The sequence below is a fragment of the Photobacterium gaetbulicola genome, from assembly GCF_003025515.1.
Classification (GTDB): Bacteria; Pseudomonadota; Gammaproteobacteria; order Enterobacterales; family Vibrionaceae; genus Photobacterium; species Photobacterium gaetbulicola.
The window spans coordinates 147,278-173,347 of record NZ_PYME01000007.1 but is presented as its reverse complement, the minus strand read 5'-3'; the positions used below and the strand labels follow the sequence as shown (position 1 = coordinate 173,347).

The 26,070-nt window shown below is 50.5% G+C and carries 23 protein-coding genes; 13 read left to right on the top strand and 10 right to left on the bottom strand.

Annotation, left to right across the window (positions count from 1 at the left end; translation table 11 throughout):
- Positions 1-90: 90 nt before the first annotated feature.
- Positions 91-657, top strand: a complete 567-nt coding sequence (locus tag C9J03_RS08505; RefSeq protein WP_044622982.1) for an LON peptidase substrate-binding domain-containing protein — start codon at positions 91-93, stop codon at positions 655-657.
- Positions 658-737: 80 nt separating this feature from the next.
- On the opposite strand, the gene mlc is transcribed toward C9J03_RS08505, so the two are convergent.
- Complete coding sequence (gene mlc, locus C9J03_RS08500) at positions 738-1,952, bottom strand: sugar metabolism global transcriptional regulator Mlc (protein WP_044622981.1); 1,215 nt, start codon at positions 1,950-1,952, stop codon at positions 738-740.
- A gap of 251 nt (positions 1,953-2,203) precedes the next feature.
- Here mlc and queE point away from each other — a divergent pair, with 251 nt between their 5' ends.
- From queE to C9J03_RS08460, 8 genes are all read left to right on the top strand, one after another.
- Positions 2,204-2,884: a 7-carboxy-7-deazaguanine synthase QueE gene (queE, locus tag C9J03_RS08495; protein WP_044622980.1), complete on the top strand. Its 681-nt coding sequence runs from the start codon at positions 2,204-2,206 to the stop codon at positions 2,882-2,884.
- Between the two features lie 176 nt (positions 2,885-3,060).
- The gene (locus C9J03_RS08490; RefSeq protein ID WP_044622979.1) at positions 3,061-5,967 is read left to right on the top strand and encodes a hypothetical protein; all 2,907 of its coding nucleotides are present in this window, start codon (positions 3,061-3,063) and stop codon (positions 5,965-5,967) included.
- 191 nt (positions 5,968-6,158) lie between these two features.
- The gene (locus tag C9J03_RS08485; RefSeq protein ID WP_044622978.1) at positions 6,159-6,995 is read left to right on the top strand and encodes a helix-turn-helix domain-containing protein; all 837 of its coding nucleotides are present in this window, start codon (positions 6,159-6,161) and stop codon (positions 6,993-6,995) included.
- Between the two features lie 81 nt (positions 6,996-7,076).
- Positions 7,077-7,733, top strand: coding sequence for a GNAT family N-acetyltransferase (locus tag C9J03_RS08480; protein ID WP_082060583.1), 657 nt, complete (start codon positions 7,077-7,079; stop codon positions 7,731-7,733).
- Positions 7,734-7,956: 223 nt separating this feature from the next.
- Positions 7,957-9,576, top strand: coding sequence for a methyl-accepting chemotaxis protein (locus tag C9J03_RS08475; RefSeq protein WP_044622976.1), 1,620 nt, complete (start codon positions 7,957-7,959; stop codon positions 9,574-9,576).
- A 102-nt stretch (positions 9,577-9,678) separates the two neighbouring features.
- Positions 9,679-11,079 (top strand): asparagine--tRNA ligase, encoded by a 1,401-nt coding sequence (asnS, locus tag C9J03_RS08470; protein WP_044622975.1) that lies wholly within the window; start codon positions 9,679-9,681, stop codon positions 11,077-11,079.
- Between the two features lie 247 nt (positions 11,080-11,326).
- Entirely contained in the window at positions 11,327-11,845 is a 519-nt protein-coding gene (locus tag C9J03_RS08465; RefSeq protein WP_044622974.1) for a DUF2937 family protein, read from the top strand.
- A 139-nt stretch (positions 11,846-11,984) separates the two neighbouring features.
- Positions 11,985-12,563 carry a hypothetical protein gene (locus tag C9J03_RS08460; RefSeq protein ID WP_044624421.1) on the top strand — a complete coding sequence of 193 codons (579 nt, stop codon included), beginning with the start codon at positions 11,985-11,987 and terminating at the stop codon, positions 12,561-12,563.
- Positions 12,564-12,645: 82 nt separating this feature from the next.
- Here C9J03_RS08460 and C9J03_RS08455 read toward each other — a convergent pair whose 3' ends face one another.
- Complete coding sequence (locus C9J03_RS08455; protein ID WP_044624420.1) at positions 12,646-13,104, bottom strand: YehS family protein; 459 nt, start codon at positions 13,102-13,104, stop codon at positions 12,646-12,648.
- A gap of 147 nt (positions 13,105-13,251) precedes the next feature.
- On the opposite strand from C9J03_RS08455, the gene C9J03_RS08450 reads away from it, so the two are divergent.
- Together C9J03_RS08450 and C9J03_RS08445 are read left to right on the top strand one after the other, a co-directional pair.
- The gene (locus tag C9J03_RS08450) at positions 13,252-13,470 is read left to right on the top strand and encodes a VF530 family protein (protein WP_039464239.1); all 219 of its coding nucleotides are present in this window, start codon (positions 13,252-13,254) and stop codon (positions 13,468-13,470) included.
- Between the two features lie 304 nt (positions 13,471-13,774).
- Complete coding sequence (locus C9J03_RS08445; protein ID WP_044622973.1) at positions 13,775-14,524, top strand: enoyl-CoA hydratase-related protein; 750 nt, start codon at positions 13,775-13,777, stop codon at positions 14,522-14,524.
- A gap of 76 nt (positions 14,525-14,600) precedes the next feature.
- Here the strand turns inward: C9J03_RS08445 and C9J03_RS08440 are convergent, their stop codons facing one another.
- Positions 14,601-15,962: an MFS transporter gene (locus C9J03_RS08440; RefSeq protein WP_044624419.1), complete on the bottom strand. Its 1,362-nt coding sequence runs from the start codon at positions 15,960-15,962 to the stop codon at positions 14,601-14,603.
- Positions 15,963-16,550: 588 nt separating this feature from the next.
- Here C9J03_RS08440 and C9J03_RS08435 point away from each other — a divergent pair.
- A complete protein-coding gene (locus C9J03_RS08435) occupies positions 16,551-17,741 on the top strand; it encodes an amino acid aminotransferase (RefSeq protein ID WP_039464246.1) in 1,191 nt (396 codons plus the stop codon).
- Between the two features lie 69 nt (positions 17,742-17,810).
- Here the strand turns inward: C9J03_RS08435 and C9J03_RS08430 are convergent, their stop codons facing one another.
- Together C9J03_RS08430 and C9J03_RS08425 are read right to left on the bottom strand one after the other, a co-directional pair.
- Positions 17,811-18,116 (bottom strand): hypothetical protein, encoded by a 306-nt coding sequence (locus C9J03_RS08430; protein ID WP_039464248.1) that lies wholly within the window; start codon positions 18,114-18,116, stop codon positions 17,811-17,813.
- Positions 18,117-18,416: 300 nt separating this feature from the next.
- Complete coding sequence (locus C9J03_RS08425) at positions 18,417-18,827, bottom strand: hypothetical protein (RefSeq protein WP_039464252.1); 411 nt, start codon at positions 18,825-18,827, stop codon at positions 18,417-18,419.
- A gap of 398 nt (positions 18,828-19,225) precedes the next feature.
- Between C9J03_RS08425 and C9J03_RS08420 the strand changes: the two genes are divergently transcribed.
- Positions 19,226-19,900: a DUF2982 domain-containing protein gene (locus C9J03_RS08420; protein WP_082060582.1), complete on the top strand. Its 675-nt coding sequence runs from the start codon at positions 19,226-19,228 to the stop codon at positions 19,898-19,900.
- On the opposite strand, the gene uhpC is transcribed toward C9J03_RS08420, so the two are convergent.
- The 5 genes from uhpC to C9J03_RS08395 form a co-directional block, all read right to left on the bottom strand.
- Positions 19,897-21,219 carry an MFS transporter gene (gene uhpC, locus C9J03_RS08415; RefSeq protein ID WP_044622972.1) on the bottom strand — a complete coding sequence of 441 codons (1,323 nt, stop codon included), beginning with the start codon at positions 21,217-21,219 and terminating at the stop codon, positions 19,897-19,899. The genes C9J03_RS08420 and uhpC overlap by 4 nt on opposite strands.
- 47 nt (positions 21,220-21,266) lie before the next feature.
- Positions 21,267-22,793, bottom strand: coding sequence for a signal transduction histidine-protein kinase/phosphatase UhpB (uhpB, locus tag C9J03_RS08410; protein WP_044622971.1), 1,527 nt, complete (start codon positions 22,791-22,793; stop codon positions 21,267-21,269).
- Positions 22,793-23,401, bottom strand: a complete 609-nt coding sequence (uhpA, locus tag C9J03_RS08405; RefSeq protein WP_044622970.1) for a response regulator transcription factor UhpA — start codon at positions 23,399-23,401, stop codon at positions 22,793-22,795. The genes uhpB and uhpA overlap by 1 nt, the downstream gene beginning before the upstream one ends.
- Before the next feature lie 173 nt (positions 23,402-23,574).
- Positions 23,575-24,975, bottom strand: a complete 1,401-nt coding sequence (gene uhpT, locus C9J03_RS08400; RefSeq protein ID WP_044622969.1) for a hexose-6-phosphate:phosphate antiporter — start codon at positions 24,973-24,975, stop codon at positions 23,575-23,577.
- Positions 24,976-25,304: 329 nt separating this feature from the next.
- On the bottom strand, positions 25,305-25,958 hold the full coding sequence (locus C9J03_RS08395; RefSeq protein ID WP_044622968.1) for an MBL fold metallo-hydrolase: 654 nt from the start codon (positions 25,956-25,958) through the stop codon (positions 25,305-25,307).
- Positions 25,959-26,070 lie beyond the last annotated feature (112 nt).

The window sequence follows — 26,070 nt, the reverse complement described above, 5'->3', positions numbered from 1 at the left end:
TCTGCTTATACTTTTCCTGAACGTTATAGCAAACCCAACTTCCGGTTGGCCCGTATTTATATAATGAATAACGTCAGTAAGGCTAATACTATGCAATTACCACTATTTCCGTTACAGATATACCTGCTGCCAGGTGGGATAAGTAAACTGCGTATTTTCGAACCACGCTATACCCGTTTAGTCAAACTGGCTATGGGGGACGGTAACGGCTTCGGCCTCTGCATGAAAGATGAAGAGACGATGTGCCATTTCGGCACCCGGGTAATCATCACGGATTTCGAGCAGCTCCCAGATGGTCTACTAGGCATTACCATCAAAGGCGTTGAAAAGTTCCTGATCAATAAACATTGGCAAGAAGAAGATGGTTTGCGGTTTGGCGATGTCACTCCAATATCCAATTGGACCCCAAGCCAAATCAAGTTTGTCGACCGGGATATCTCCAATAGCCTGAAAGCCCTGTTCGATGAATATCCCGAGCATGCTGAGAATTACCCCTTGCCCGATTACAATGACATGACTTGGGTATGCCAGCGCTGGCTAGAACTGTTGCCCCTGGAAACCAACCAGAAGCAATGGTTCATGAGCCGTAATGATCACCGGGCAGCCCTCTCCTTTCTGCACAATGTCATTGACGAACAACTGAAAAGTGACAGCTAATGTGACAATTTAGTCAAGTATATGTCTGTGGATGTGAATTTTTACAAAGACATATTTACCTGAGCCAGCGGCAACGCTAGTCAACCCTCAATCAGCTTCATCAACAAATGACCATCGTACATGGCTTGTTTCACCAGCGCAGCGCCCGGCATAGTCGCCTGGGTATAGAACGAGCTCTGCTCAATAACCAAATCCCGGTTGTACACCGGCAGCGACTGACTGCGGACACAATCCATGATCGCCGGGTACAAAATATCTTTCGCACGATTGAATTCACCCCCGATCAACACCTTCTCGGGATTAAACAGGTTAACCATGATTGCAATGGCTTGGCCTAAATGGTGGCCTAGTTCAACAATCACCTGCCGGGCCAATGTATCGCCGGCCATAGCCGCCTCGCAAATCCGCTCTACCGTCAGCGTCTTGCCATGAAGCGACGAGGGGTGACCTTCCCGTAGCCTCTGATCAACTTGCTCGATAACAGCCTTTACACTGGCCACCGTTTCTAGGCAACCGTGGTTACCGCAGAAACAACGTTTGCCGTAGGGTTTGATCTGGATATGACCCAGCTCACCCACGTTACCGATTCGCCCTTGCAGCACAACATTGTCAAGCACGATACCGGCGCCGACACCGTGATGGATAGACACCAAAATGGAGTTGGCCACATCGCGAGAGTTACCGAACAGTTTTTCGGCCAGTGCCCAAGAGCGAGTATCGTTACCGATAAATACCGGCAGCCCTGTTGCTTCATGGATTGCAGGCCCGAGTTCGAGGTTGTGAACATCGTAATGGGGCATCTGGATAACCATACCGGCATCAGAATTTACCAGTCCCGGCAGTGACACGGCAATGGCCGTGATCCTATCTAGTTCGCCAACATGATTGGCAAAGAAAGTGTGGATCTCGGCAATCAGCTTTTTCAGAACTTCATCTTGATGAAGTACATCGATATCCTGACGCTCTTCCACCAGGATATCCCCGCCCAGCTCGTGCAAAGCGATGGTTAAGTAGCCCCGCCCCAGGCGGATAGACAAAAACTGCCAGCCTTCATTGGCAGGCACCAAGCCAACGGCAGGGCGGCCCCGGCTGGAAGATTCCTGAATAGCGGTTTCTTTGATTAGGTGGGCTTCAATGAGCTCACGGGTAATTTTAGTAATACTCGCAGGGGCTAGCTGACTACGTTTGGATAGCTCAATGCGGGAGATGGGGCCAAACAAGTCAATAAGCTTGTACACGCTGCCGGCATTATTTCTTTTGATATGGTCTATGTGACCTGGCTGAGCGACATACATGCCTAAACTCCCGGTAAATTCTGTTATCATTTAATACAAATTGAATTTTTTTACTTTGCGAAGTAATTGTGAAGTCGATAATGTTCAGTCCGTGACAAGGGTCACGACGATTCATGAAAAACAAAGCAATTTTTGCCCCAGCTCTCATTGTACCGCAAAACTATTGCCTTTTTTTTAACTACAAAAATTAACCGATATAAAGACAGCTCCATGCAATTTTGCGATAATGCCCGGTCGCAAAATCCCCCACCATGAGGTTAACGGTGTACAAAATTAACGAAGTCTTTGAAACAATCCAAGGTGAAGGTGTATTTACCGGTGTACCTGCCATTTTCGTCAGGCTCCAAATCTGCCCTGTGGGCTGTGCCTGGTGCGATACCAAACAAACTTGGAGTGCTGAACCTCAGGATCACGGCTCTATCGAAGACGTCATGGAAAAGACCGGAGACTCCCCGATCTGGACCGAGCTAGATGCCCAGGGCATCGTTAATTTACTTGCCCAGCAGCACTACACCGCCAAACATGTCGTGATCACCGGCGGCGAGCCTTGTATCTACGATTTGCTGCCGCTTACTACCGCTCTTGAGCAAGCGGGCTTTAACTGCCAGATCGAAACCAGTGGTACCTCTGAGGTGCAGGCAACGGATAACACCTGGGTCACGGTTTCACCCAAAATCAACATGAAGGCCAAGCTTCCTGTGCTTGCAAGTGCGCTGGAACGTGCCGATGAGATCAAGCATCCTGTCGGTACCCAAAAAGATATCGATCAGCTTGATGAACTGCTCGCGGGAAAACAGCTCAAGACCAACGTCAATATCGCCCTGCAGCCAATCAGCCAGAAGCCGAGGGCGACCGAGCTGTGTATCGAAACCTGCATCAAGCGCAACTGGCGCCTGTCTATCCAGACCCACAAATACCTCGCTATCGCGTAGTCGCTTGACATCAAGGTGACAGGCTACCTTATTCGGCTGTCTTACTTTCAGGACAGCCGCTCTATCTCCGAGACACATCTCCTTTCTTAACTTTGCATCTTTTTGCCCTATCTATACTGAGCAGAAACTAATACCAATAAAGATTCATGATCCAGTGACCTATTGGGGAAATTATTATGCGCAGTTACCTGGGATATACCCTGCTGGCTATCAGTAGCCTGCTGCTTGCTGCCTGTGGAGACAGCGGTAAGCCCGCCGAGCCCGTTACAGGCACGCCCGTGCCCGTTTCAACCACCTTCACGGTTTCTGTCGATGCACCCGACGGTATGGTTCTTGCCGCCAATCAAGGTTTCTCTTTGATCAGCCCAGCCTATGCCAATGCAGTTAAACATCTTACCGAACAGAATTTCGCGGCTGTCTGGCTGGACGACAAAGGGAAAATTTTTGAATCTATCGATATCACCCGGCTAGAGGCCAAGGGAGATGGCAACTATGTCCTAGATGCGGGCACCCGGGCGCGGATCAATGCCGTCTTGCTGGTTGACCTGGACGGAGTTCCCGAGTACACCCTAGGCGAGAGCCTACCCAGCGGTTTGCTCATGACACCGCTGGCCACTGAGCGCCTAGCCATTTCTCTTGAGTCATCGCTCACCTACTATGCCCTTGCCCAGCGAGTTGTCGCCGATGAAAGCTGGGGCGTATTCACTGACGTTTTCGAATCCGGGGCACAGGGGGCGGTTGCTCTCGCCCTAGAAGACATCAACAAGATCGCCATCGATATCCGTGATACCCTTTTCCCGAAAATCGGTATTCAAGGACTAACGCTCAAAGATCTGATGAGCCTGACTATTGTTCAGACCATGACCGAAGGCCGGCTTGAGCGGTTCTTTACCGAACAGTCGGCTGTCGCCGCCAATGTGCTGGCCATCCTCAATGACGGTTATTGGGAAATCAGTGCGTCAGAGGGCAACCAAGGCAAGGCGATTTTTGCCGACACGACATCGTATGACGGCAACGAAACCACAATCAGTGAGTTCAGCTGGGATAAAAGCGGCAGTGAAGATATCACCCTGACGGAAGTTTTCACCTACTTCAGTAACTCTACCAGCTTTGGCTCCGACGACATCCGCTCGCAAGTGCTGACCAATCAGGGGATCTGGCTTGGCTTGTTCGACTATCTGAAGGTCGAATTCGCCACCGATAAAACGGCGCTTCTCACTGACGCCGCACTCAACATCAACGATGAGTCAGGTATGACCCTGGAAGCCAGAGTCTACGCGCTGTCAGGCAAGAAAATGCACGATTTCTTGTCAAGCAAGGAGAACCATTACCTCACCCGCTACATCGAAGACGAAATGACGTTTGGGGACGGTGCCTCGGGCTTCTACTTTACCTGGCGGCCAGAAAAAGAAACCTACCTGCTTTGCGACAATACCAATGATAAGGACACCTGCCGCGCCTATCCATACCTGACTCCCGATGCCGGGTTTACTTCGCTTGACGATATCAAGACGCCATTGTTCAACGTGGGTATCACTATTGATCAGGTCAACGGCTTCAAACTTAGCGACAATATTGTCGCCGAGTTCATCGGTGATGATTTCTTTACTGTCCGCTACTGGAGCCGCATTGCAGCCAACGAGTGGACAATCCAGGACACCGGGGTATGGGCACCGACCACGGTTTCGGGCAAACCGGTGATCCGGTTCGATGTACCGGACGTCATCAAGCAACTTGCCGACGACTACGCGTTCAATGGCCGCAATCTCTTCCTCATCGAGGACCGGGGTTTCGTCAATATTGGCGAGGTATTGCTCGAACGCGCTGAATTCAATACCTCAGGCTTTGATAATGATGCCAAAGCACAGATTTTTGCCGCGGCCACCCGTGACAACTTGCCGCCCTTTGCCGAGTGTGCCTTCGGGGACACCGACCTGGCCAATGAAGGGCTGTTCCTCAATGCCGTGACCGAATGTGGCGGTGACGAGCGTTTCACTAACCAGTCAGTCGGTGATCTCACCGACAAAACCTTGGTACAGATCAGCGAGGAGGGAGAAATAACAGCCCATATCCTGCGCAGCGACAACAGCTGGGAGCACTACCGCCATACCCTTAGGGAAACAGGATCCCGTGCATGGTCCTTCACTGAGCAGGGCTACCTAAAACTTATCGGCAACACCAACATTGAAGATGAATTCGATTACTGGGCACTGACCAGCTATGAGTACCAGCAAAACCTGCTGGCGATAAAGGTCTTCAGCCAGCAGGGACAGCAAGCGCAAATCACCAGCCTGATGGCCCGCGAGTATGCACCGGGCTCCCTAGCCGCTTGCCTTGATGGTGATTCTGGCTGGGATCAAACCACGGCAACCCCGGTTGTGAAAGAAAGCCTTGCCAACTACAACAGCCAGGTCCAGCTCTGCAAACAGATCTGGTTCGGCCGTAACCCGATCTTCACCGAGGCACTGTTAGTGGGACAGAGTGGCGATGACCGCGACGATAAAGCGCTGTCGTTTGCCAGCGATAATCAACCGGGGTCAGCACGCTACCTGAAACTCAGCGATACTTTCCAAGGGGAATTTTTCGATGGGGCGTATATTGATGAAAGCGGTTGTGGTTTCAATATTGCCATTCGCTGGAAGATAGAAGAAGACGGCACGCTGTATTACGAGTCAGTTGACGAGTCGTACCCGATGAATGAGCGGATCCAAATCACCGATACCGACGGTTTGAAACTGGCCATCAAAGCCTTCAACCACCAGGGGCGCTGGCAAACGGATGAATCTTTGAACTACGGCAGCAACGAAGGTGAGATCTGGAGTGACATCGTCACCCTGGTAGACGCCAGCTCGGTACCCAATGTGGTTCCGACTGAACCGCCACCACCGGTAGAAGAAGAGACGCCACCGGAAGGTGAGACCCCGCCAGCTGAAGGCGAAACCCCGCCACCAGAAGGAGAAACACCTCCGGCGGAAGGAGAAACACCTCCGGCGGAAGAGGAGCCCGCAGGGCCACCAGCCGGAACAATACTCAACGATGGTGAAGTCTGTGCCTTCGATGTCACGGAAGAACAGACACCTTAGAGATCCAGCTTTAAGAAACAAAGCCCGGGGAAACCGGGCTTTGTGCGCCACAGGCTAGTCGCCATTTGCTCAAGCGATAAAACGCCATTTAAAGGCGCGAATGATTTAGAATAACTAAACATCGATAACTAACAACGCTTACTCGCCAAACTTAAAAGGCAGCAAGTTTAACCCGGGAACAGGTAACAGGAATGATCACGTGGAAGCACCCACTGAAAGGTTATGAATGGCTCATTCACCAGATCTGGTATCTTGAAGTGGAAAACGGTGACAGCATTGAACAACTTCCACAGCTCATTCCCAACCCTAGGGCACATCTATTATTTACCCCACCAGAGCAAACTTATTGCTATCAAGGTGATGACGAACAATTGTCAGGCGAAGGGAGTCACTTACTAACTGCAAGCGACAGGCTGCTTACCCTTATCGATAATGCCCCACTTAAACGAATAGGTATTACTTTTCGCCCCGAAGGACTTTACTTACTCAACAAATCCAGCGCTGAGTTAGTCAATCAATGTGGCTGGTTTGACTGGCTGACACCGGTATTCGATAGCCAGTTTCGACAGACGTTGTATCAATGCGGAACGAAGAAAAAAATTATCGCATGCTTACACAAAAAGTTTGAAGGCTTCCCCCTTTCCGACAATATAGATAAGTCCTTCACCCTCACTCAAAAAGCTATTGCGGCTATAGAGGTAAATCAGCGTGAAGCAACTGACGATAACTTAAGTATTAACCAACTAGCCGACTTATGTGCTTGTTCTAGACGTACACTGGAACGAAGCTTTCGTCAGGTCACTGGGCTAAGTGTCAAAAAGTACCAATTGATGATCAAGCTGGAGCAGATGATTCTAGCGCTCTATCAACAAAATAACGATATTGATTGGACCGCATTTTCCCAACAATTTGGTTTCAGTGATCAATCTCATTTGATCAGGCAACTCAAACAACAGCTTAGGCGTACCCCTTCCTGCTACCTGCAAAACCGGGATCTAACCATCGACATCTATGGGGACTTTGAATAAGTCTTCTGTTTATTTTGTCGCAAAAGTCCAATCGCAAACTTATCAGCCTAGTTAATATAGATACCAGCTAACGAGGTAACTATGACTAATTCAACTTCAACTTCAACTTCAACTTCAACTTCAACTTCAACTTCAACTTCAACAGCAAATCTAGCGTCATATTCCGCATTGAAACAAGGCGACGCTATCGCATTCCACGACATATTGACCATCCGCCTTATTCAGCCGTCTGATTTAAACGATATTATCACCATGCTCGGTGACGATAAGGTCAACCAATACCTATTCTTTGCCCCTGCCGACGAAAGCTTGTACCAAGGTTTCTTCGGCCCAATTATTGAGAATACCCAAGAAGCAATAAATAATGGTGTCTGGCCTGATAGTCCAACTTTCATTATCCGGGACCAAGATGGCCGCTATATGGGTATGACAGCCATTACCCAAGTAATGTTCTGCTCTGGGAATCATGAGATCGGATATCAACTACCAGCCTATGCATGGGGTCAAGGTATCGCTACTGAAGCATGCCAATTAATGACCAACTTAGGCTTCAATGAGTTAGGCAGCCACAAAATCACTGCCAACTGCTATGGTGCGAACGTTGGCTCATACAAGACCTTAGAGAAATGTGGCTATCAACTTGAAGGACGCCAGAAAGACTATTATAAACTCGAGCAAGGCTTCGATGACAAAGTCTATTATGGCATGACTGCAGAAGAGCATTTAGCCCAACATTAAATTAACACCATACGGCCAAACTCCGTTTGGCCTCTTTGTCGCCAACCAGCAGCGATAAGATTAAATACCATTCAATAACAAAGCCCTAGGCCACACACAGATCACATTCAGGTAATATTCTCAAACAGAATTGTTGCTCGGCATCACACCCACTACAACCAGCCATCTTTTAACATTTCAAACACATTACAATATCCACAAAAAAAAGAAGAGATCATGGAAGATGCGTCTTACAATCGCCAACAAACTGCTGCTTACCCTGTTTTCAGTTTTCACTATCGTCTTGGTAACCAGCCTTATTTATGAGGCTGGACAACAAAAGAAGTTGCTGGAGTCGGTGATCAGCGAACAAACGCTGGATAAAGCCGGCAACTACTTTGATAGCTTAAATATGATGATGCTGACCGGGACTATGTCGCAAAAGGAAACCCTGCGCCAGAAGGTTCTCTCCCACAGTGGAATTGAGAATGTCAGGGTGATCCGGGGCCCTGGCATTACTCAGTTTTTCGGCCCCGGGCTAGACAACCAGGCTGCCGTTGACCACTTCGACCAACGCGCGCTGGCCGGAGAAACCATTGCCGAGACCATAACCACCGAGCGTGGCAGCAAACTCTTGGTGGCGCTGCCGATGAAGGCCAAAGCCGACTACCGGGGAACTAACTGTTTGCAATGTCATATCGTACCGGAAAATGAGGTGCTCGGCGTTGTGCGGCTGGAGTACGATTTAGCCCCCCTGTACCAGCGTATTAACCAGCAGTTGCTTTCGGCAGGAAGCATTATGGCCGCCATCGCCGCAACCGGCTTCCTCTTTACCCTATTCATGATCCGCCGAATCATCGTCAACCCGCTCAAGCGTCTCTCAGACTACATGTGCACCACCAGCAAGAATAAAGATCTCAGTCAGCGGCTCAATGACAACCGGCAAGATGAAATCGGAGAACTCTGCAACAGCTATGATCAAATGCTGGACAATTTCTCCGCAAGCCTGGAGCAGGTGCAGCAAACATCGGTCTCACTTAGCGAGCAGGCCAACCACTTGATTTCGGTCTCCTCCCAGACCACTCGGGCTGCCGATAGCCAACGAGTCGAAACCGGCGACATGTTCAGTGCCATCGATACCATGCAGCACCAGCAGCATGACACCGAGCAGCGCACCACCGAATCGGCAACCTTGAGCCAGCATGCAGCCGAATCGGCCAACGCGGGCACCCAACTCGCTTCTGAGGCCGGCGAAGATATCCAGCAACTGGTCAAGGCCATCGAGAACGTCAAACTGAAGATTGACCACCTCAACCAGCAGAGTCTTCAGGTGGGCAGTATCCTCGATGTGATCCGCAACATTGCCGAGCAAACCAACTTACTGGCACTCAACGCCGCCATCGAAGCCGCCAGAGCCGGGGAACAAGGCCGTGGCTTTGCCGTCGTGGCTGATGAAGTTCGTAGTCTCGCCACCCGGACCCACCAGGCAACTGGCGATATTCAGGCAATCATTGCAACCCTGCACAACGACTGCGAAGCGTCTGCAGAGGCTATCGATACCACCTGCCAAACCGCCTATTCCAAGGTCGATACCATCCAAGAGTTATCAACCGCATTGGCAGCGATGGGTGATCAGATCCAGGTAGTCAATACCCATGCAGTCGATATTCAGCAGCAAAGTGCCAGCCAAGCTTCATTGGCCGACGGTATCCGTTCAAAAATCGACACCATTAGCCAACATGCAGACGATACAGCTACCCATGCCCAGGCTTCGAAGGAAATTAGCGTAAATCTTGAGCACTTGGCGGAACAATTAGAGCGATTACTGCATCAATTTACCCTTTCAGGCAATAACAAGGCTTGATGCTAAACGTAAGACAGGTAATATGGGTTCCTTGGACTGTGTCTTAGGGTAGAATACCCGACAGTACACAAATAAAGTGCCTTAACGGAGAATAATTTACACATGACTTACGCGCCTGTAACAGACGTACTTAGCGGTAAGCTAGCGGTTGACAGTGAAGTCACTGTTCGCGGCTGGATCCGTTCACGTCGTGATTCCAAAGCTGGAATCTCTTTCCTTGCCATTTATGACGGCTCTTGTTTCGACCCGATTCAGGCCGTGGTCCCTAATGAGTTAAATAATTACCAGGAAGAAGTACTTAAACTGACCACTGGTTGCTCTGTTGAGGTCACCGGTAAGATTGTTGAATCACCAGCGAAAGGTCAAGACTTCGAGCTAGCCGCCACTGACGTTAAAGTCGTTGGCTGGGTTGAAGATGCCGACACATACCCAATGGCGAAAACCCGTCACTCAATCGAATACCTTCGTGAAGTGGCGCACCTTCGTCCGCGCACCAACGTCATCGGTGCAGTAGCACGTGTTCGTAACTGCCTTTCTCAAGCTATCCACCGTTTCTACCACGAGCAGGGTTACTTCTGGATGTCTGCACCGCTGATCACAGCCTCTGACTGTGAAGGTGCCGGTGAAATGTTCCGCGTATCGACGCTGGACATGGCTAACCTGCCTCGTACCGAACAGGGCGATGTTGACTTCAACGAAGACTTCTTCGGCAAGGAAACATTCCTGACCGTATCTGGCCAGCTAAACGCAGAAGCATACGCTTGTGCCCTAAGCAAGGTTTACACTTTCGGCCCGACGTTCCGTGCTGAAAACTCTAACACCAGCCGTCACCTTGCAGAATTCTGGATGGTTGAGCCTGAAGTGGCATTCGCCGATCTAGACGATGTTGCCAAGCTTGCTGAAGACATGCTGAAGTTCGTGTTCAAAGCGGTACTTGAAGAGCGCCGTGATGATCTTGAGTTCTTCGCTCAGCGCATCAACAAAGACGCAATCTCTCGCCTAGAGCAGTTTGTAGATTCAGACTTTGCCCAGGTTGACTACACCGATGCCATCCAGATCCTGAAAGACTCTGGCCGCAAGTTCGAGTTCGACGTTGAGTGGGGCATCGATATGTCCTCTGAGCACGAGCGCTACCTGGCAGAAGAGCACTTCAAAGCTCCGGTTATCGTGAAGAACTACCCGAAAGACATCAAAGCGTTCTACATGCGTATGAACGACGACGGCAAGACTGTTGCTGCGATGGACGTTCTAGCACCGGGTATCGGTGAAATCATCGGTGGTTCTCAGCGTGAAGAGCGTCTGGAAATCCTGGACGGGCGCATGGTTGAGATGGGTATCGACCCTGAGCACATGGGCTGGTACCGTGACCTACGCCGCTACGGTACAGTACCGCACGCTGGCTTTGGTCTAGGCTTCGAGCGTCTGGTTTCTTACGTAACGGGTATGGCTAACGTTCGTGACGTGATCCCATTCCCACGTACGCCACGCTCAGCAAACTTCTAATTCAGCGTTAGAAGCTAAACCTATTCCAACATAGGTCAATCTACCTCACAGGACGAGCCCATGCTCGTCCTGTTTGTTTTTCGTCTTGCAAAAGCCCGTCGGACCAACCTCATCGACCCATTATACGTATAGGCGCACACTCCTCCCTCTCGCACAACATGTGGAAAAAATTGCTCGCTGGTGCCGCTATTTTCCACAATCCATAAAATTCGTTTATATTCAATAAAGCTCACTGTATGGAGGCAATATGTTTAAAAGGATATTTGATAGGCTAATTTTTGGTGGACTATTAATAATAACTCTGCAAACTCCCATGCTTGCGGATCATTACCTGCAGTACCTTTCTGGCTTTTATGACGGAACCGCCCAGCAAGTCAAACGCTACGAATACAATGCTCGCCAGCATGGTTTTGATAGTGCCGAAAGTATGATTACGGCCCTACTCCAAGAAGCAAATTCGATTGTTCGGCTCGATGCCGAGCAAAAATTGGCGGTTATCGAGCAGCACCACATGCTTGAATCTGCTTTAGAAACTCTTTCAAGCGGTCATCTTATCGACAAAGCACTATATATGTTTAACCCACTAAGGGCCGACGTGCTGCAACGTGTATTAATCCATTTCAAGCCAGGTATTCCCATTGATTTACCAAACATCGCTATTTGTGTAGTGATGGCACTAAGCCTCAACGCTATCCTTTATCTACCAGTCTTATTATTGCGTCGCCAGCGATATAGCCCCCCGCCCCCAACGTCATGCAATGACTAACTGACCGATATATATACAGCTAATGCGTCAAAGAAGACTGGCAACGCCTGGAGAATAGACTTAATCATTCGCTTCGAATAAGCTTATGGCTATGCGCTTGAGCCTCTCAAGCACCCCTATAGATGCCAATGAGTCCAGCATGATCAGAGATGTCACCCTAGCCCCTGCCAACCAATGGGCCAAGCCCTTCGTTGCCGAAGTTGCTGAAATTATCAACCTACTCAAAGAGTATGGTTACGATGCCGCTACCCTCGCCCGTTTAACAGGTCTACAAGAAAAGAAACTCTCTGACTGGATGTCACGCTACAAGCGTGAACCGGAAAATATCTCCGATATTCCCTACCCTTGCTGGTGCTTCCTGACTGCACTGGCAGGCCGGCCGAACATCCAGAACAACGGCCAGCCGATAGACGTCGACGCACGCAAGGTCATGCGCGCCTTCAAGCCGACAGCCTTCAAGAACAAAACCCAGTTTGAAATGCCGACGGAAAAAGAGTTCAAGCGTGTCATCGGCGACAACACCTTTACCGGCATCACGATCGACGGCCTGTGTGAAACTTTTCAATGGAAACCGGCCCAGTTGGCCGAGAGTATGGTAAAAGGCACATTGCCGTTCCTGAACTGGTGCCTGATCCTGATGCTGTGCGGTTTCAACATCCAGAAGATGCTGCTCAACCAACATGAAGGTGACATCAGCCTGGACGAAAGCGCAGGTTAAACCGCTCAAAACAACAAGGGCTGCCATTGGCAGCCCTTGTTTATTGTTTGACTGAACATTTCAGCGCAACAATAGCCGCCAATCAAGGGCGGATTTTATACTGCATCCCTAATAGGAAATTACGCAGGATCTGATCTTTACACTCGCGGTAATGCTTGTTGTCGGGCTTTCTGAAAAATGCGCTTAGCTCATGCTGGCTCATTCGAAAATCGACACTTTCCATAATCTCCAGAATATCTTCCGCTTTATAATTCAGCGCAATACGCAATTTCATGAAAATCATATTGTTGGTCAAGCGCGACTCAGGTTCTGGTTGTGGTCCCTCCCTTTTGCCACGCTTAACATTGATCAGGCCATTGAGAAAAATCGCCAACTCGCGATCCGTACACTTCTTGAAAGCCGGCTCCTCTTCTCTCTTCAGCCAATCACTGATCTGCTCACGGCTAACCTCATGCTCAGCAGCGGCAAAAATACCCATCATCTCAGAATCGCTGAAATCGAAGGTATATCGAAGACGTCGCAAAATATCGTTATTGAGCACAGTATTTCCCATCATTAATGCAGCCTTGCCAACATGGCCTGCTGCGAAGTTATGTCAAGTCTAACAAATATCGCGATTTAATTAGATAATCCAAGCTGGTATAGTGCCCACCCAGACCGAATTAAGACAAGCGCACAAAGAAACACTATGGATCACCAACCAAACAACCCATTACACGGCCTTACCCTGCAAAGGATCCTTGAAGAGCTCGTCGACCACTACGGTTGGGAAGAGCTAGGGCAAATTGTCAAAGTCCGCTGTTTCAACAATGACCCGAGTATCAAATCGAGCCTGAAATTCCTGCGCCGCACCGAGTGGGCAAGAAAGGAAGTCGAGCAGTTGTATCTCGACACCTTTTTCCTTTAGTTGCCTGCCCTTTACGAGCGATGAGTGCTGACACGCCGCTTTGGGTGGGTCAGCCATGAGCTAAACACAATCTAATCACACTTATAATTTTTTAAGTACTTCAATATCTTCCTCCGGCAAGACAATGGCACCGCTAATGCCAATAGACCGCCAACACCCTCATCCTGCCTTTCAAAGGCCTATCGCCATATAACGCGTACCCTATTTTGGGATCTTGCCCGCCGAGATTTAATTGTCTTATTGTCCTGCCTTGTCCATGATTAATAGGCAAAACAACTCATCCTACCACTTAAGGAAAGCTGACATGGACATCCGCATTACCCACAATGGACCCATTCTTGATATCCAGCTCACCCGCCCTGATGCCAAAAACGCGTTGAATCAAGCGATGTACCACACCCTGGCCGATACCCTGAACCAAGCCAACCAATCACCGGAAACACGGGTGATTGTATTGCGTGGACTGCCGGAGATATTTTGTGGTGGTAATGACATGCAAGATTTTGTCGCCATCTCACAGGGTATGGCTGACTTTCATGGCGAACGCTTCATGAAGTCATTGGTAGAATGCGAAATCCCCATCGTCGCGTCGGTTTCAGGCCCGGCGGTTGGCATAGGTACCACGATGCTGCAGTTTGTCGATGTGGTTTATAGTTCGCCCTCGGCCGTTTTCAAAACGCCGTTTGTCCATTTGGGGCTTTGCCCTGAGATGGCATCGAGCACTGAGTTTGTAAAGGTTGTCGGCCAGAGAAAAGCCAAAGAAATGTTATTGCTCGGAGCGCCGATGACCGCAGAGGAAGCGCTCGCGTTGGGTTTTATCAATCAGATTAGCCAAACCCCTGACGACTTGGCCTTCCAGTGCGCTGAACAAATCAGCCAGTTGCCTCCTAAAGCCATGCGGATCAGTAAGCGTATGCTCAGCCGGCAAGACAAAGCACGCCTGCTAAGAACCATTGAGGACGAAAACGTTGAGCTGATCAAACGGATCAGAAGTGACGAAGCCAAAGAGGCCGTCAGCGCTTTTCTGCAAAAGCGGCCAGCGAAGTTTAGCTAAGTGATGGCCATCGCTTTCCCGTAACGATAAAGGCCAGCTGACAAGCTGGCCCTATTAATGCTCACAGCGCTTGAGGTTAAACGGTTACTCCCTCTGAAGCTGTGACCATCTGTTTCTCGTTAGACTCAACGTTATTCGGCTCGTCTTCGTCTTTCACGATACATACCACAAGGCCAGCGAAGATCATTGACGCGCCGCCAAGCACAATCGCCATCATGGTATTGCCATCGAACGCCCAACGGGTAAAGAAGCCCAGGATCCCCGCCGCCAGAATTTGTGGCAATACGATAAAGAAGTTAAAGACCCCCATATAGAAGCCCATCTTGTTCACTGGCAGGGCACCGGCCAAAATGGCATAAGGCATACACAAGATACTCGCCCAAGCCAAGCCAATACCCACCATATTGACCATCAGCATGGCAGGATTATGGATGAGGGAAATCGATGCCAGGCTCAAGCCACCGATGATCAACGAGAAGCTATGGACAAACTTACGGCTGGTGCGCTGCGCCAACCAAGGAAGAGCGAAGGCCGCCAGCGCCGAAATACCGTTATATGCGGCAAAACACAAGCCGACCCAGTCGGCCCCTTCGTTATACAACGCCGAACTAGTATCCGTGGTGCCGAAAATTTGCGAGGTAACTGCCGATGTGGTGTAAATCCACATTGCAAATAAAGCGAACCAAGAGAAAAACTGTACCACCGCCAACTGCATCATTGTCTTAGGCATCGCCTTGATATCAGACAAAATCGCTTGCAAGCTGGCCTTTTCTTCCTCCTGTTGCGGCGCTGTATTGTGAAAAGCCGCCAACTGTTGCGGTGAGTATTCTTTGGTACGGATCACCGTCCAGAGAATAGACGCCACAAACACCACGGCCCCACACAAGAAAGAAATCTTGACCGATGATGGCACTTCACCTGCCGGGGCAGTATTGGCAACGTCGAATACATTGCTCAACAAATAGGGCATCGCTGATGCCACCACCGAGCCGACACCGATAAAGAAGGTCTGCACCGCAAACCCTTGGGTTCGCTGCTCAGAGGGAAGGTTATCGGCCACCAAGGCACGGAAAGGCTCCATCGAGATATTGATAGACGCATCCAAAATCCACAGCATGCCGGCAGCCACCCACAGGTACGGGGAATACGGCATGATAATCAGCGCGAGTGAGGAGGCTATGGCACCACAGAGAAAATAAGGACGACGGCGGCCAAGTACCGTCCAGGTACGGTCACTGAAGTAACCAATAATGGGCTGAACTAACAAGCCCGTAAGTGGTGCTGCTATCCAAAGAATAGGGATTTGATCAATGCTAGCTCCCAGGGTTTCAAAAATTCGGCTTACATTGGCATTTTGCAAACCGAAGCCAAATTGAATCCCCATAAAGCCGAAGCTCATATTCCATATCTGCCAAAACGTAAGGCGTGGCTTTTCCATTGAGTGTTCCCCGATACTGCCTGCTGCAAAACACATTGAAACTGCAGCAGATTTACAACATTCGGACAAACCAGATGATCCTCATTACGCTCATCCACTAGCGACCTCAAAAAAAGGATTGAGAGGTAACTTAGGGATATTAGTATGTTCCTTAACTATTGGCGGTGAAAACAGGATTTTTCTATGTTTACATCGCCCAATCAGGCCCAGATCATCACATTTGACCGATTTCCATCGGGGAGCAATGCTATGACAACCCCACCCCTACCATCTGTGATCGGTTTCACATAGGGGTACACTTGCATCATCGATTTTTAATTTAATTACGTTTTTAGATGAAATTTATACAGTTTCAATGAGATTTGACGCACAAAACACCAGTAGTTCTATGATTTTTGTTGTAATTTTCTTGCAAAGAACAACGAGGAGAGTTTGACCGTTTTGTGCAAATGTTAGCGAGAACTAATGACATTTCACTGCTATCATATTTTATTTGGCTAAGATGTTACAATTTCTTGTCAATCGCCGGTGTTAAAAGGTATAAAGAACATATTGACCCCTTACCATTACCAGCATGGATGATTGACAATGTTTGAGAAAATTTCTGCTGCACCCGCCGACCCGATCCTTGGATTAACTGAAGAGTTCAAACAAGACACCCGCCCGGAGAAAATTAACCTTGGCGTCGGTATCTACAAAGACGAATCAGGCAATACCCCTGTTCTGGCCACAGTGAAAAAAGCCGAAGCGATTTTGCTGGAAAAAGAAACCACCAAATCATACCTAAGTATTCCCGGCACGGCAGAATACGGTCTGGCTGTACAGCAGCTGCTGTTTGGCACCGACTCGCCAATCATCTCTTCAAAACGTGCGCAGACCGCCCAGGCCCCTGGCGGTACCGGTGCCCTTCGCCTGGCTGCTGAATTTATCAAGCGCCAGCTAGGCGACGTAAAAGTATGGATCAGCAACCCGACATGGGCCAACCACAACGGTGTATTCACCGCTGCGGGCCTAGAGACGGTGCAATACAGCTACTACGACGCGCAAAGCAAAGACATGGACTTTGACGCAGCACTGGCAGACCTCGCCCAAGCGGCCCCTGGTGACGTAGTCCTGCTGCACGGCTGCTGCCACAACCCAACCGGTATCGACCCACAGGCACCCCAGTGGCAACAGCTCGCGGAACTGTGCAAAGAGAAGCAACTGCTACCTATGTTTGATTTTGCCTACCAAGGCTTTGCCAAAGGGGTAGAGGAAGACGCCCAAGGCCTGCGTATTTTTGCTGACCTTTGCGAAGAGCTACTGATTGCCAGCTCGTTCTCGAAGAACTTCGGTCTATACAACGAGCGAGTCGGTGCATTCACCCTTGTCGCCAAAAACAGCACCGAGGCCACGACCGCGTTCAGCCAGGTAAAGAGTATTGCCCGCGTGATCTACTCTAACCCACCAGCGCACGGTGCGGCGATCGTGACCGAGATTTTGAACGACGCCGCCCTGCGCGCCGAATGGGAAGTGGAAGTCGCCGACATGCGTGACCGCATTCAGGAAATGCGTACCCTGTTTGTGCAGACCCTAAAAGATCTGGGTGTCGAGGCCGATTTCAGCTTTATCGAACGTCAAAACGGTATGTTTTCTTTCTCAGGCCTGAGCAAAGAGCAGGTTAACCGCCTGAAAGACGAGTTCGGTATCTATATCGTTGGCTCTGGCCGTATCAGCGTTGCCGGCATGACCAAAGCAAACATGCAGCCACTGTGTAAAGGTATCGCGGCGGTACTTTAATCGCCTAACTTGGCAAAAACGACAAACGGGCGCGATTGCGCCCGTTTTTTATGCTGAGACCTAAATAGGTTAACCAGACTTGTCCAATGGCAGCACGTTGCAGAAAAGCTCTCGTTCGTATTGATGCTCCAACTGCTCGCGCCAAGGTTTGTTGGTCACAGGGATCAAATAGAAAATCTCTCGTGACGTATCAGTGACAAATGCCATACCATGCTGCATGAGTTCATAATGGATGTCGTTTACAAATCCCAGTGAAAAGCTCTGGCGCCCCGTAAGCTGGTTGATGTCTTCCCGGGTCAAACTCACGCCTTGATCTTCATTAGCAAAACGAACGCGTAACCAATCGGAGAACTCTCTAGCACTTATCATTGTCATAAACTCGCCTCCGCACACACATCCTGGAAACCAAGACGTTACTGATGGGTGTCTATTTATAATAAGTTATAGCAGAGATGAGACATTACGACAGGAGAATGCAACACGTTTATCATTGAGTTACTCATTAACGCAATTTTGAGACAATCTCATAAGTGTGGCTGGTGGCAGTAGCTGCCAAATAAAATAGGGAGGGATAGTACCCGCCCCTGAACGTTATCAGGAACGGGCCTGGCTGCAAACCCAAAGCTTGCTCGAATCGCCCTGCATCAAACAGCGCGCTTCATTGCATGGGAATAATTAAAGCGCTTTGTATAGCACTTTATTGCTTGCCAGTTGGATGCGCTCAACCAAACCTTCTTCAGTCAGTTTTTTCAACGCACCAGTCGCCCAAGAAGCCGCTTTGCTGTCTTCCTGGCCAGCCTCAAGACCAATACCTTTCGGATTGATACCTTCAGCATTCTTAACCACAATATCCAGCACTTGCTGCTGTTTTGGAGTCAAAGACACTTTAGCTGCAACAGGTGCTGCCGCTTCTACTGGCTTCTTTTCTTCAACAACAGGTTTTGCCGCTGGAGCAGCTTTTACTGTTTCTGCAGTTGGTGCTTTTTTCACAACAGCTTTCACTGCTGCTGGTTTTGCTTCAACTACTAGGCCCTTAAGACGCTTTTGTAGTTTCAGCTGAACTTTACGTTTGTGAGAGATTCTCATTAAATTTCCTACTCCGTTGCACTACTTTCAGTCACCACCATCCATCAACCTGCATAACGATCAGACCGATAGTTCCAGCGGGAAAAAGTAAGCGCGTGTTATACCAAGGATGTCAGAGAAATGCCAGCGAACGGTTATTTCATCCTCAACAAAAGATGATTATACTCAAAAATAAGCGACCACCTCTCATTTTTGACTATTTCTGACTGGCAGAAAAAAGCTCTAAATAAAAAGATGTTATGAGATTATGCCGGGATATTTCTGTATCTTCGTCAAACATCTGGATAAATACCCATATGCAATTAATAAATCATTATTCATGATAAAATCACAACTTGGGTGATCGTTTTTGCCATTTCGACAATACTTAAGTTGATCAAAACGGCTCGGTATTAACTATGCGTGACAGTTTGAAGACCCGTTACATCACCACCGGTATTACCCCCTACCAGGCGAACCTGTTTATCGCAGGCATTGTCGGCTTCGTCGTTGCCACGCTCGTTGGTGTGATCTTTCCCACCGTGGCCCCGCCCGTCGTCGCCATCTTGCTGATTGGCGCCTGTATCATGATGCTGGTCGGCTACAAGTACTCACAAGGCCCAGAACTGTCATTTACCCTGACCTTTATGCATATCCAATTCCACAGCCATTACGGGGGGTGGTTGGCGCGCTGGAAAAATATCGACAGCATCGCCCAAGCCAGCATTGCCAGAGACGGCTGGCACCAGCCCGTTCCCTGGGTAGGGATCCGTCTCAAGAACTATGAGGAGTTCATCGAGTCAATATGTCCCCGGGTCGCCACTAAGTTGCTTATCGACCAACGGATCTTGCTCGTCATGGCCCACAAAGGCCTCGATAACCCGCCCTACGAGATAGAAGACATCATGTTCGACGATCACCACTACACCACCCACTCAGGGCATACCCTCAAAGGCTTGCAAGCCATGTTGGCCAACCGGATGCACTACAACCGCGAGCTGATCGGCTACGACTTTTTTATCTCGGAAGACTTCCTCGATCGCCCGGCCGCCGATTTTGCCGGTTTGGCACGGCGCTATCTGGCCGCCAGCTAGACTCCCGCAGGCGCGGCCTGAGCCTTGAGAAACGGTAATAGCAACAGCCCAATCACCCCTGCCGCCACGGAAATGACAACAAAAAAGCCTGTCCAGTGGAAATATTCCATCACCAAGGCGAGCGGGTAGCCAGCCAACGCCGCCCCCATATAGGCAAATAACCCAACGAACCCGGTGGCCGCGCCGACCGAGTCTTTGTGTGAGCACTCCGCCGCCGCCATACCAATCAACATCTGCGGACCAAAGACGAAAAAACCGACCGAAAAGAAACACCCTGACAGTAAGGCGAAGCTTTTCACCGGCATCAACCACAAGGCCGCTACCGACAGGAAGATCCCGATAGCAAAAATGACATTCATTGGCCCGCGGTTGCCGCCAAACAAACGATCCGACCCCCACCCTGCGACCAGAGAGCCCACAAATCCCCCGACTTCAAACAGCGACAGCGCCATATTAGCCTGGATCAGTCCGTATCCCTGCTGTTCACTCAGGTAGAGGTTACCCCAGTCATTGATCGCTGTGCGCACCACGTAAACCAGCACATAGCTAAAGGCCAACAGCCAGATATATTTATTGGTCAGGACATACTTGCGTATGATCTCCCGTGTGTTGAGGCCGAATCCTTCACGCTCATGGGTTAGCTCGAGCCGATCCCGACGCCACTCGCCAACGGTCGGCAACCCCAGGGTGACAGGCTTATCCCGCAACCGCCAGCACAGTACCGCCCCGATCACCACCGCAATTCCCCCCGGAACAATAAAACCCAGGCGCCAGCTGTAGTGTAAGGTCAGATAGCCGACCAGCAAGGGGATCAACGCCCCACCGACATTGTGCGCGGTATTCCAGATAGACCACCAGAAGCCGCGCTCTGACCGGGAATACCAAGTCGTCATCAGCTTCGAGCAAGGTGGCCATCCCCAGCCTTGAAACCATGCATTGCATACCCACAAGGTCATCAGCCACCACAGTGAATCAGCAAAGCCGAACATAATGTTGACCACACCGGTTGCCATCAGGCCAATGCCCATGAAGAAACGAGGATTAGAGCGGTCGGAAATCACCCCGGAAAGAAACTTGGAGGCACCATAGGTGATGTAGAACAAGGTCCCCATCAAACCGATATCCGCTTTATCCAACCCAAGATCAACCAGCATGGTCGGCATGGCGTAGTTAAAATTCTTGCGGGTAAAGTAAAACACCGCATAACCGACATACATGGTCAGCATGATGTGCAGGCGCCAGTAGCGATAGCGCGCATCAACACTGTCGCCATAATTACTAGCCCCGGTTGCGGGCGAAGACTTTACGATCCCTGACATGGGCGCTTTCACAGGTAGGCTCTCACTTCGATTGGTTGCTGCCGACTTTACAAAAGGGGCATTTGGATGGTGATACCAGTGCCTTGGTTGGCTCCGGCGATCTGGCTTTCAATCTGAATCGTCCCCCCAAGTGCCTCGACCCGCTCGCGCATTCCCTGCAGGCCAAACCCCGAGGATGACATCTGCATCACCTGGTCAACACTGAAGCCGCGGCCGTTGTCCCTCACGGTCAAGTCAACCGTGTCGTCACACAGTACAAAAGTCAGTTCAAGCTGGCTGGCATTGGCATATTTGACCACATTATTCATCGCCTCCTGGCACAGGCGATAAAGCGTCACGCTCAGGGTATCACTCAAGGTGTCAGGGTCGGATCCGTTGCAATGCCAAGTGATGACCGCGTTAATCCCGAGCGCCTCGCATTCCAAGTCACGTATCAGTTGCTCAAGAGAATCGGCCAACCCCATATCATCGAGTGATTTGGGCCGCAGCCGGCTCAACAGCCCTTTGGTCGTGTCGTAGATATTCAGCGACAGGTTTTCGATCATCCCGGCACACCCCGCGCCGACAGGGGTGGTCTCGACCCGCTGGATAATGGATGCCTGAGTACGAATAGCCGTAATATTCTGGCCAATTTCATCATGCAGCTCACGGGCAACATCGCGCCGCACCGACTCTTCGGCTTTGACCAGCTGACGGGAAAGACTGTGGTTGCGGTCTAACTGCAGACGCAGCTGCTGATTCAGTTCGCGCTGACGCTGGATCCCCATGCCCAGTAAAATTCCGGTTAAGCTTTGCGCCGAGAGCGAAAGTAGCAAGTCCGTCACCTCCAGATCGCTTCCCGTACTGCGGGCCGCTATCAAGGCCACACTATTGAGCAGCGTCCCCAGCAACGCCCCCTGCCAACCGTAACGAAATGCCAACAAGATGATCGGGATCGCCAAGCAGAAAGGGGCAAACCGGCGCATTTCGTCCGGTAGACCAAGTTGCAGCGCAATACTGGCAATAAACAGCCCGGCATAGAAAAAGATGTGCCGTACCCGCAAAGCCACCGGCCTGGACACCAGATCCACCGTAAGCGGGATCCAAGCCTGTTGGAACAAGTAGCTCCAAATCAGGTAACAGCTAGGGACTAGCATCAACCCGCCAGTAATACTGACCAGCAACACCATCCAGCTGTGCTCGCTGAACCAGCCCGATATCGCAACATTGAGCAACGCCGTCAAACCGATCACCGTCCCCATCACGCATAGCCGCCGCAACTGGGAGCCGTAATATTGGCCGTGTGCTCCCCACAACAACGGTACGCTGGCAACACTGGCACACAAGGCTGCCTCCCATAACGGATTACCGACCTGCGGAGCCAGTGCCAGCATCAGCCCCCACTCGGCACCATAAACCGCCCCCCAGTATTTTTTCGGGCAATGCAAAGCAATTCCCATCCGCAACGCGAAAGGAAACAGAAACACAGCCAGCTCGGGGTCAAGGGTAAAATACGACGCGATCGCCCAAAGGCAAAACCAGGCACAGGCGATAAGCAGCCACCCACCAAGCGTGGTAAGGGCAAAGTTGCGCATTACAACACCTCGGTATCGAAGTGCTTGGCAAGTTCAACATTGTTCTTGGCACCGAGCTTGTCCATGGCATTGGCCCGGTGGACGTGGACGGTCTTGTGGCTAAGGCCAAGCTCGGTCGCCACGGCTTTGACATCCAATCCGGTTGCCAGCATCTCCCCGACCTGGCGCTCGCGCTTGGTCAGCTGGGATACCGATGACGAAGACTTCGCCGTCGTCGCCAGCTTTATCGCGATATCCGGTGTCAGGTAACAGCCGCCCGCCGCCGCGGTCCTGACCGCCTGGACCAGCTCATCGGGACTGCAACGTTTGCTCAGGTATCCCCGGGCCCCCGCCTCCAGTGCCTTTTCAACCACCGAGGCGCTATCGTGGACGCTGAGCATGATACAGGCAATCCCCTCCGGCAGATCGGCCAGCAATGACAAACCGCTTTCATCCGGCATGGAAATGTCGAGAATGCATACATTGGCCTGGCTGCCCGGCAGTCCTTGGCGGGCATCTTTCGCCGAGCCGAACTCGCCCACTACGTGGATGTCGTCTTCCAACATCAACAGCTGCGCAAATCCAGACCGCACAATGATGTGATCATCAACCAATGCGACGTTGATCATTTTTTGTCCCCCAAGGCGAAAAAGAGGCATAACCTACCTGTTCAGCCCTGTTGAAACAAGGCTGGAATGTAATTATTCGAAAATAGTGAACTTGCAGCCTGCCGCCGATGGAAATCAGGCATAAAAAAACTGCCCGCAGGCAGTTTTTTAGGTAAAGCATCTCGTTGTCGCGATTACGCTGTTTCTAGCTCAAGCTGCTTCTGCTGGCGCTTCTCGCGGCGGATTTTCTTCTCTTCCGCGATGGCAACAAAGATTAGCAAGACAATACACACAGCCGCGGAGGTATCTAGGGCAGCAAATGTCCCTTTCCAGCCGGTCAGGCCAAAGATAGGCGTACCGTCGGCAATCATACCCAGACCCAGTTTCGCGAAGCTATCACCGATCAGGTAAGCAAAGGTTCCCTTGATACCGTCGGCAACACTGATCGCTTTCTTTGGCACAAAGCCAACAGCGGCAACACCAATGAGAAGTTGCGGGCCGAACACCAGGAAGCCAAGCACAAACAGCGATCCCAGGTACATGTACTCATTCGTTGCATGCTGGTAAAACTCAAGACTGAAGATGATCAATACCAAAGACACACAGGCAACCAACGCACGGCGACCGTTCGCCAAGTCAGATAGGTAACCCCACATCAGCGTACCAACTAGCGCACCGACTTCGAACAGGGTGAAACCAGAAATAGCGGTTTCCTTTGACAGGCCAAGCTCCTGGTAAGCGTATACCGTTGACCACTGGTCGATACCGATGCGCACGATGTATAAGAAGATGTTAGCAAAGCACAGTAGCCAGATGATCTTGTTCTTCAGCACGTATTCCATGAAGATTTCACGCTTGGTCATCTGGTTTTCTTCAGCGCTGATATCTTCTTCGCTGATCTCTTCGCCAAAGAGCTCTTCCGCTTTACCCAGGCCGTATGCTTCCGGTGAATCACTACCGAAGCGCAGCCCCAAGAAACCCACTACCAATGCGATGATTGACGGGAAGATGAACATACCGATCACGTGGCCGTCGAACAGGTAGTTAGCACCAAATAGCGCAACACCGGCCGCACCCGCACCACCCACGTTGTGGGACATGTTCCACAGGCCTAGGTAAGTACCACGCTTGTTGCGCGGCGTCCATTTGGTGATGGTCGAATAGCTTGACGGGCCACCGGTACTCTGGAAGAAACCACTGAGCGCGTAAAAGCCAATCATCATAAACAGGCTGGCGCTCGAGCCTCCCATGCTGACACTGAAGCCCAACATCGCAATACCGGAAAGAATCAACATGAAAGGAAGAAACTGTTTGGTGTTCTTTCCGTCGGCATAATAAGAAACGACTGTTTTACCAATACCGTAAGTAATGGAGAAGCCCAGACCGATCAAACCCAGATCTGTCATCGACAAACCGTAGGTAGAAATCATGTCGTTCTGAGCAACGTTGAAGTTTTTACGGATCAGATACATGGTCATATAGCCAATAAACACAACCAGGTAAGATTGCATAAATGGCTTGAACCACATTTTACGGCGCTCTTCTACAGGCAGATCCAGTGTTGGCTTTCTCACCTGATCAAGGAGTTTAAGCATGTGTCACCCTCAATACTTTTTCGACGTTATCTGCAGCAACTGCTGCGCGTTCTGGCTTTCTCCTGCCGAATAGGGTCTGTTGAAACCTCACAAAGCGCTGCAATCGGCACCGAGAAAGGTAAAGCTTCAACAGCCCCTACTCGCCAGTTAAGCAAACTGCAAGAAGACCATTGGCAGGCATTGTAGGGAGGCTGATAAAAGGTGGCTTGAGAACCGGACTTAGGACAGTTAGGAAAATTTCCTATTTCCAGCCAGAGGAGAGAAGAAACGTGAAAGTAGTCACAAAAAACAAGGGGGAAAAGCCCAGACTAATCTGGGCTGCTTTGTCATCAGTACAGCGGCATCTCGTCGGCAACAAATGGATTCGAGGCACGCTCACTGCCAAAGGTCGAAATCGGACCGTGACCCGGAATAAACGTCACGTCATTGCCCAATGGCCACAGTTTGCCCTTGATTGAATCAATCAGGGTCTGGTAGTCACCTTTAGGGAAGTCGGTACGGCCAATGCCTCCCTTGAACAGTACATCACCGACAAACGCCACGTTTGCCTCGCTGCTGTAGAGCACCACATGGCCTGGCGTATGGCCCGGGGTATGCAGTACCGACAATGTCTGGTTACCCACCGCAACGGTGTCGCCGTCTTCCAGCCACTGATCAGGATCGAACGCTTCGGTTAATGGAAAGCCGAACATCTCACTCTGGCGAGGCAGGCCCTGAAGCCAGAAGGCGTCTTCCTTGTGCGGCCCAACCACCGGAATACCCAATTCTTTAGCCAACGGTGCAGTGCCACCTACGTGGTCCAAGTGACCGTGGGTCAAGATCAGCTTGGTGACAGTCAGTCCCAGTTGCTGCACTTTTTCTTTCAGAAGATGGATATCACCTCCCGGATCAACCATTGCGGCTTCCTTGGTTTCATCACACCAGATGATGGAGCAGTTTTGCTGAAACGGAGTGACCGGCACAATTTCAAATTGAAGGCTCATTGATAATTCCTAGCGATTTCAGTTCTTGCCGCAGAATAGCAAAAACCGCAGTGCAGCAACAGGGGGAAAGACAGCGGACGCAAGAGACAGCAAAGCCGACAGCTACCAAGAG